Source organism: Nocardia sp. NPDC004722 (genome assembly GCF_053601505.1).
This window is the reverse complement of record NZ_JBSGBY010000390.1, coordinates 1-8,051: the sequence shown is the minus strand read 5'-3', so window position 1 is coordinate 8,051 and position 8,051 is coordinate 1. Positions and strand designations below refer to the sequence as shown.

The 8,051-nt window shown below is 64.1% G+C and carries 7 protein-coding genes and 1 pseudogene; 4 read left to right on the top strand and 4 right to left on the bottom strand.

Features of this window, described 5'->3' with window-relative positions; genetic code table 11:
* The 4 genes and pseudogenes from ACWELQ_RS30540 to ACWELQ_RS30525 form a co-directional block, all read left to right on the top strand.
* Positions 1–2,572, top strand: a 2,572-nt coding sequence (locus ACWELQ_RS30540) for a LuxR C-terminal-related transcriptional regulator (RefSeq protein ID WP_452400490.1), incomplete at its 5' end; no start/stop codon positions are given.
* Positions 2,573–3,029: 457 nt separating this feature from the next.
* A complete protein-coding gene (locus tag ACWELQ_RS30535; RefSeq protein ID WP_452400489.1) occupies positions 3,030–3,218 on the top strand; it encodes a hypothetical protein in 189 nt (62 codons plus the stop codon).
* Between the two features lie 12 nt (positions 3,219–3,230).
* Positions 3,231–3,368: pseudogene (locus ACWELQ_RS30530) on the top strand (DNA-binding response regulator); the annotation flags it as partial.
* Between the two features lie 145 nt (positions 3,369–3,513).
* Entirely contained in the window at positions 3,514–3,672 is a 159-nt protein-coding gene (locus ACWELQ_RS30525) for a helix-turn-helix domain-containing protein (RefSeq protein WP_452400491.1), read from the top strand.
* Positions 3,673–4,081: 409 nt separating this feature from the next.
* Here ACWELQ_RS30525 and ACWELQ_RS30520 read toward each other — a convergent pair whose 3' ends face one another.
* The 4 genes from ACWELQ_RS30520 to ACWELQ_RS30505 all read right to left on the bottom strand — a co-directional run bounded on the left by ACWELQ_RS30520 (position 4,082) and on the right by ACWELQ_RS30505 (position 7,756).
* Positions 4,082–5,413, bottom strand: a complete 1,332-nt coding sequence (locus ACWELQ_RS30520; RefSeq protein ID WP_452400488.1) for a tyrosine-type recombinase/integrase — start codon at positions 5,411–5,413, stop codon at positions 4,082–4,084.
* Positions 5,410–5,640 (bottom strand): helix-turn-helix domain-containing protein, encoded by a 231-nt coding sequence (locus ACWELQ_RS30515; protein WP_452400487.1) that lies wholly within the window; start codon positions 5,638–5,640, stop codon positions 5,410–5,412. The genes ACWELQ_RS30520 and ACWELQ_RS30515 overlap by 4 nt, the downstream gene beginning before the upstream one ends.
* Before the next feature lie 524 nt (positions 5,641–6,164).
* Positions 6,165–6,773, bottom strand: a complete 609-nt coding sequence (locus ACWELQ_RS30510; protein WP_452400486.1) for a hypothetical protein — start codon at positions 6,771–6,773, stop codon at positions 6,165–6,167.
* Positions 6,774–7,096: 323 nt separating this feature from the next.
* The gene (locus ACWELQ_RS30505) at positions 7,097–7,756 is read right to left on the bottom strand and encodes a hypothetical protein (RefSeq protein ID WP_452400485.1); all 660 of its coding nucleotides are present in this window, start codon (positions 7,754–7,756) and stop codon (positions 7,097–7,099) included.
* Between the last annotated feature and the right edge of the window lie 295 nt (positions 7,757–8,051).

Sequence of the window (8,051 nt, the reverse complement as noted above, 5' to 3'; positions counted from 1 at the left end):
GCCCTACGCGGGTCTGCATCAATTGCTGCGGCCGGTGCTGGAATCCGCCGAAGTCCTTCCCGTGCCGCAACATTCGGCGCTGCTGGTGGCTTTGGGAGTGGCCGACGGGCCGCCGCCGGAGATCTTCATGGTGGGACTGGCGACTTTGAATCTGCTGACCGACGGTGCCGGCGGCGCCACGACACTGCTGGCCATCGATGACATCCAGTGGCTGGATACCCCGACTCGGCAGGTGCTGGCTTTCGTCGCACGGCGGATAGGTCGCGATCCTGTCGCGCTGATCACCACCCTGCGCACGGGCCACCCGGACCCTTTCGCCGGCATGCCCATCGCCGAGATGGTGGTTCCGGGCCTCGACGATGCGGCTGCGCGGCAGCTGCTTTCGAGCCGTGCCGGTGGTCTCACCGAGCGAGAGCAGGTGCGTATTCTCCGTGAGGCGATGGGAAACCCGCTCGCCCTGGTGGAGCTCCCGATCGCGTGGCGGATGCATGCCGGCCGCGGCACGGACTCCACTCCTGCCTTCCTCCCGCTGACGGCTCGGCTCGAGCAGGCGTTCGCCGGAAGAGTGGCCGAACTACCCGAGCCGAGCCGGGACGCGATGCTGATCACCGCGATCGATTACTCGGACAATCTGCCGGAGATCTTGGCGGCGGGCAGCATTCTGTCGGGTCGACCGATGACTGTCGACGCACTCGACGCCGCGGCGGCGGCGCGGCTGGTGCGAGTCGACGGTATGCATGTGCGGCTGCATCATCCACTCGTACGATCGGCTGTCCTGCAATCGGAGACGCTGGCACGCAGGCTCGCGGCGAACGCCGCGATGGCCGATGTGCTGGTGGACGAACCCTATCGCCGTACCTGGCATCGCGCGCAATCCATCATCGGCACAGACGATCTCGTGGCCGACGAGCTCGAGAGCACCCACACCATCGCCATCAAGCGTGGCGGGGTCATCGCGGCGATCTGGGCACTCGAACGAGCCGCGCAACTATCCACTGACTCAGCCGTTCGCGGTAAGCGGCTGCTGCTCGCCTGCGAGCATGCTTTCGGGCTGGGCCAGATAGAGCTCGTCGACCGCCTGTTGCAAGCGGCGGAGCGCACCGAGCTATCCGAATTGGATCACGCGCGCATGGAGTGGATCCGAGAGATCTTCTCCGACGGCAAACCCGGTGACAGAGCCCGCGTCGAGCAACTGTGCGAGATCGCCGAGCGATCAGCGGCCGCCGATGACATCGATCTCGCGCTGAACCTGCTGCTCGGCGCGGCGCTGCGCTGCTGGTGGGCCGACACCGGGCCGTATGCTCGAGCGCGGGTGGCCGGAGCTGCGGAGGAACTGACCGGGGCGTGCGACGATCCGCGGTGGGGCGCGGTGCTCGCGGTCGCCGAACCGGTACTGAGCGCCGCGGCGGTGTACGACTGGCTCACTCGGCAAGTACTGACCGTTCACCCCGACGCGAACGCACTGCGCCTGCTCGGGATGGCCGCGCACGCGATCGGCGACCCGATCCGTTCTATCGATCTGCTCGCCCGGGCCGAAACCGTGCTTCGATCCGAGGGCCGCTTCGGATTGCTCTCGCACACATTGACGATGCAGGCCGTCGACCTACTGCTGACCGGGGATTGGAACCGTGCGGCTGTGGTCATCGACGAGGCGCGGGAAGTCGCCGAGGAGACCCGGCAGCCGATCTGGACTCGCGGATCGCTGATCTCGGACGCCATTCTCAGCGGTTTCCGGGGTGACGTGGAACGGACATTGGCGCTGACAGCCGAGGTGGAGGAGTCGGCGAGCCGCGACCAACTCAACGACTTGCTGTCGTTCATCCAACTGGCCAAGGGAATGGCTTGGATCAGCACCGGACAGCACGCGCTGGCCTACGACGTGCTGCGTCGCCTCTTCGATCCCGAGGACCCCGCTTATCACGAGCGTGAGAGTTTCGACGGTGTCATGTTCTTCGCCGAAGCCGCAGCGCATACCGGCCACAACGCCGAAGCCCGGGAAGTGCTTGCCCGCCTGGAGAAGACGGCGCTCACCACACCGGCGCCATTGCTGCACACCCAATTGATGTTCGCGCGAGCGGTTCTCGCGGCCGATCACGATGCCGAGGAACTCTATCTCTCGGCGCTCGGCCACGATCTCACCCGCTGGCCGCTGGTGCGCGCGAAACTCGAACTCGCATACGGTAGCTGGCTGCGCCGCCGCCGCCGGATCGCGGAGTCCCGAACGCCCCTGCGGTCGGCCCACACCACATTGTCGCTGATCGGCGCGGTCAACTGGGCCGATCACGCCCGCGCGGAGCTTCGCGCGACCGGTGAACGCACGACGGTGTCCGCACCGTCGGCACTGGAGATGCTCTCACCCCAGGAGTTGCAGATCGCCCGATTGGCCGCGGAGGGACTGTCCAACCGCGAGATCGGCGAACGGCTCTACCTCTCCCCACGGACCATCGGCTCGCACTTGTACCGCATATTCCCGAAACTCGACATAACCTCTCGAGGCCAACTCGCCGCCTGTCTGGATTCCCCCGCGCAGGCCCTGACCGCGGCACGCTCAACCGATCAATTTGCCAGATGACGAACTTCTGCAGGCAGTCCGCGATCTCGTCGATCTCCATGAGCGATGCGCTACAGGACTGACCAGGGCCATCTACCGCCACGACAAGCTGCCAGACGGAAGTGGGTGTGAAAGGTCGATTCTCGTACGCCTAGCGATCTCGCCGATGGACCTTCGTCGTCTCCGCACTCATCTGCCACATCTCGCGCTGATCTGAGCAGCCAGCGCGACGCTCATGAAGATCACGCGACCGTCGTGTTCCAAGGCCAAGTGGAACATCCCGCGTTGCCGATTTGAACGCGTTGGTTCGTGGTCGTTGTGAGCCGAGGCGGTGTTGGGGGATTGGTTCAACTGATGATGAAAACCCCGACCCTTCCGGCACGAGAACTGGGCGCACGGAACTTCGAGGGCGAAAGTCCTTGCCTGTGATGGCTCACGGCACGATGCCGCGACCATCTCGAGAGCGGATCGTCAAGCCATGACCATCACCCACACCACTGCCAGACCGGATCCGCCCGCGACCACACCGCGCCCGGTGCGGGTGGTCCTCGTCGATCAAGACCGCACAGTCCGCGACGCCATCGCCGATCTACTCGAAATCGACCCGACCATCAACGTCGTCGGAGAAGCCGGAAACCGTCCACCGCGCTGTCACACTCCTGTCTGACCTGGCCCGGACGTGGTGATCATCGATCCCCGACTACCCGACGGCGACGGGCTACGGATCTGCCGAAACCTCAAGGCCGCCAACGCCACGACCCGTTGCCTGGTCCTGACTTCCGAGGTCGAACCCGAAGCGATGTTCCACGCTGTCCACGCCGGCGCGGCCGGATACAGGATCAAAGACCTCACCGAACTCGCCCTCGGCGACGCGGTCAAGGCTCTCGCCGCCGGGAAATCGCGCCTCGACAGCAATTCGACGTCGGTGCTGATGCACGAGTATCGCCGCCGAGTTGACGACCATGGAGATGACCATCCTGCTGTTGCTGGCCGAGGGCTTGACCAACAAGCAGATCGCCAACTGGATGTTCTTCACCGAGAACACCGTCCGCAACTACATCGCCCGGCTCATGCGCAAACTCGGCATCGGCAGCCCCGACCAAGCCGTCTTCTCTGGGTAACCCGAGGAATCGACCGTGGCCGTATCCGTCGCCGCGGATGAATCCGCTCCAAGGTGGCTACCAGAACGCACTACTTTGGCACATGGCGCGCGGCTTGGAACGGCCACACCGGGCCCCCGAATCGGCCGGATTTGGCAACGGATTTGGCAACCGGACACGGCGAAATCCAGCGGGCCGGGTGATACGACGCGGACAGGACGGACGGACGAAACCCTGTTGACCGGCACAGAACGGATTCCACCGACCATGGCGGGACTGTGCGTGATAGGTCCTCGTTGGCTCATAACCCAGAGGTCGCAGGTTCAAATCCTGTCCCCGCTACTACGGGAAACGGCCCGGAACCAGTAGGTTCCGGGCCGTTTTCACGTTCAGTTGGCATCACGTTTGGCATCATTAGCCAAACTCAGTTTCATGGGTGCGGTGCCGTCGCGGGGGTTTCGCGGCGTCCCAGCATGTAGCTGGCGGCGCGGGCGGCGGCGTCTTCGTCCATGCCGGGCAGGACGTGCTGGTAGGTCTTCATGGTGAAGGCGACGTCGGCGTGCCCGGCACGCTGGCTGACCACCTTCGGGCTGACTCCGGCCATCAGTGACGCGGTGATGTAGGTGTGGCGGAGGTCGTAGAAGCGGATCTCGGGCAGCCCGGCGCGGGCGGCGAGGCGCTTGAATCGCTCCCGGATCGAATCGGGATGCACAGGGCGACCGTCTTCGTAGGTGAAGACCAGATCGGTATCGCGGAAGTCGTCACCGTAGAGCGCGCGTTCGGCATCCTGGATGGCCTTCCAGGTGCGCAGTTCGTACAAGGTTTCCGGGTCGAGAGCGATCAGACGGACCGAGTCCTCGGATTTGACCTCGGCGTCCTGGGCACGTCCGGCCACGACGACTCGGCCCTGGTGCACCGACAGTGCCCCGGCGTCGAGATCCAGGGAGGGCCAGCGGATTCCGCAGATTTCCGCGCGCCGCAGTCCAGTCGTCAATTCCAGTCGGAACAGTGCGTAGAAGCGGTCGAAGCAGATGCTGTTCATGAACTGGGTGGCCTGTTCAGGCGTCCACACCGGACGGCGTGTGCGGGGGACGCGGGGTGGTTTCGCGTTGTCGGCGGGGTTGTCGACGAGGTGCTTCCAGGCGACGGCGTCGACGAGGGCACGGTGGATGGCGAGGTGGATGTTGCGGACGGTTTTCGGTTCCAGCCCAGCCGGTTTCGGTTTGGGGATCCGCCCTGCCTTGTAGCGACGCACAGCGGCTCGGGCTGCGTGGATGGTGACTCCGCAGGCTTGCTCGATCTGGCGGGGCGTGGGCTGCTGGCCGCGCTTGGTCGCCTTGACCCAGTGCTCGTACATGCGAATGTTGTTGTCGGGCTTGATGCGTCCGTCGGTGAGTAGTTGGGTGTAGAACTTCACCAGCATCGGCGCGGTCAGTTTCTGCAGATCGCCTGCGCCGAGTCGGGGGATGACGTAGGCGTGGATGAACGCTTGCCAGTTGTCGTAGGTGGTGGCGTCGACGACCGTCTTGATCGCGGGCAGCCATTCGTCGATGAAGAACGTGCGCACGGTGAGCTTCGAGCGTTTCACCCGCTTGTTCTGCTCGACCGCTTGGATCGCCTCACGGCAGGCCGCCCAGGCTTCCTTCTCGGTGGCGAACCCGCCCTTGGAGTCGAAGACGGGTTTGCCGTCGGGACCCTTCTCCGGGAGCCGGAACTGGTAGTACCAGGTCTTGCCGCGCTTGCGGACGTGCCCCTGCTTCATGCGGCCGCCTCCCCGAGGCCGTCGTCTTCGAGCATCGCGTGCAGTCGGGCAGTGATGACGTAGACGCGTCCGCCCATCCGTCTTGTCGGGAGCTCGCCGGATTCAGCGAGCCGATAGCCCGCCGAGCGGCTGATCCCGAGCAGCGCTGAGGCTCTAGGGACGGACAGCAGTAGCGGAAGGCCGTCCCAGTGATTGCGGTAGGTGGGGTCCGGTTCGGGATCGGGCATGGTCGCATCCTTTGGTCGGGTGCATCGTCGGCTAGGTACCGGTCCGGTACGACGGGATATGGACCCTCCGGTGCGTTCGTTGGGTCAAGCGCCTCGTGTACGGCACGGGTTCCTCGGCCTGGGCACCCTGTACTGGCAGCAAAGCACCCGAAAATCCACCTCGGTGGTGGTCACAGTTTGGGTATCGGGGTGCATGGCTGCTCGAAGTCGCCGAAGCGAATTGGCAGTCCGTGCCTCGGACTAACCACGCGTGCTGAGATCACACTGCGGGGAGATCGCCGGTATCGCGCACACGTCCGAAGCTCAGCGCATGCAGACCAATCCGGTCATGAACTGCTGTGCTCAGGTGAAGGCGCGTCTTGTAGGTGTCCCACTCGTCGCAGGTGCGCGCCATCGGCGGGGCACCATAGCTGGTTCAGTGCGCTCGCCGGCGGGTACCGCGGCCGTCCTGAACCGAGCGGTCAGCGGCAGTACAGGACGTTCTACTGCCTGGATCGCCTACCAGAAGACGTAATAGCAAGAATTCAACAGTCGAACTCAGCCATTAGGCTTTCCACCGAAGCCCACCGCTGACCGGGCACACGGTCGAAAAGCCGGTGTGTGCCTGCAGAGATGGCTATCGATGAATCCTGTTCAACATCGAGCATGCATAACAGTCCTCCATGTGCGATGGCAAGTCCGGCGAAGTAATCGCGGATCGATAGAGATGCCAGGAAGAGTCTGCTCATACGGCTTGTCACCGCCACGAAGCGAAAAGCCAGTTGACCTGGCCTAACCCGATCAGCAGTCGCGATGCTGAACCAGATGTCGCCAATGCGGTGTTGACGTCTGCCGTCCGCATTCACGACCAGCGAATCGTTCCTCGGATCGTAGGCTTGGAGATGCTCATCCTCGTCGAACAGGAGTGAAATCGTGAAGTCCCACCCCTCATCCTCCCCGGTGACATGGATCTGATTCTCAACCGTCTGGCTCGGGTACCACTGCTTCGACTTCAGCGGAACAATCACCTCGTGCCCGTCGGGAAATATCAGCGAGGTTTCTCCTGAGGGGCCCGCATCCTTTGCGACGCACAGCAACACGCTCTCAGCGATGTCCTGATTCATGTAGAGCTCGAACGTGTAGTTGAGTCCCATATCAGAACCATACGGTTACATGCTCGCTCCGTGGTTGTTCCGGGTCCAGCAGGGCCGGTCATCGGCAATATGGTGCGTTGGGTCGGCCCTAGATCGGCTCGGCCCGTTGATCTTCGCCCCGCCCGCGCTGGCCCGTTCGGTCAGCGCGAGAAGCGGCAAAGCAGGACGTTGGACGTGTCATGTCCGTGCATGGGTTCCAACGCCTGACGCCAGTGTGCGGGGCGGCACCCGCCGCTGAACTCGTCCGTCGAGTGAACGCGGACCGATCCTCGAATCACCCAGCACCCCAACGGGTCCCTGGCCAAGTGAGGGCGCCTGTCGACTCAGTCCTCTATCTCTCTCGGCGGTTCGGATCGGGGCAATTCGCCGCGTAGTAGCCGTCCTTTGCGTCGCTGCAGCTCCAGCAACGTGGCCTCCATTGCGTTCTGATCGCTGTCGGCGGCCTTCTTGAACCTCAAGATCGCCATCCTGGCATCGTCAGCGAACTCCTGCCACGCAGCGCTGAGCATGTGGGAAACCTTCGCCCTGTCGTCACTGTTGAGGAAGGTCACGGCGGCCGAGAGACCCGTCGACACCAGCGCGACGATAGCGGCGGGTATCCGCAGCTGCTCGGTGGCCAGACCAGCAGCGCCCGATACGGCGGCCAAGATGGCCGCAGGCAACCCCAGGAGAAAATAGATCCGTCGCCAACGATCGCTCGCTTTTCGCAGGTCGAACGCCCGCAAATCACCCTCGCCGACCAGCCGCATGAGCGCATCCAGCTCGGTCACCGGCGCATGGCCCATCGCATCGTCCAAGTCGGACCGCAAATGCGTCGGTCCGCTGAACACGCTCCGCTTGAAACCCTTGTAGGCAAACGGATCAGGCTCGGACCGCCACATCTCGAGCAGCTTCTCGTGCTGAGTAAGAGCTTCTCGCGCGGCAGCAATGTCCGAGGCCGTGGCGCCCTCGGGTCGCCCGGAGCCGGCATCCGCTTCTGTCATCGTCGCCCCCAGTGGAAGTGCACCCCAGCACGACGATCATCGCATTGTTCGAGCCCTGGATCACAGGGAAATGGTGACCTCCTCGCGCCGCAGGGCACGGCATTCGGCAATAATGATGCGTTCGGCCGGCGCGAGATCGGCTCGGCCAGTTGACCTTCGCCCCGCCAGTGCTGGCCGGTTAGGTCGGCGCGCCACGCGGCAGTTGAGGATGTTTGACCAGTCGGCGCGCTACGACTCTTCGGTATCGCCGACAATGATGTCGCCTGGATCGAAGTCCGACTTGTGAAGCTCCCGG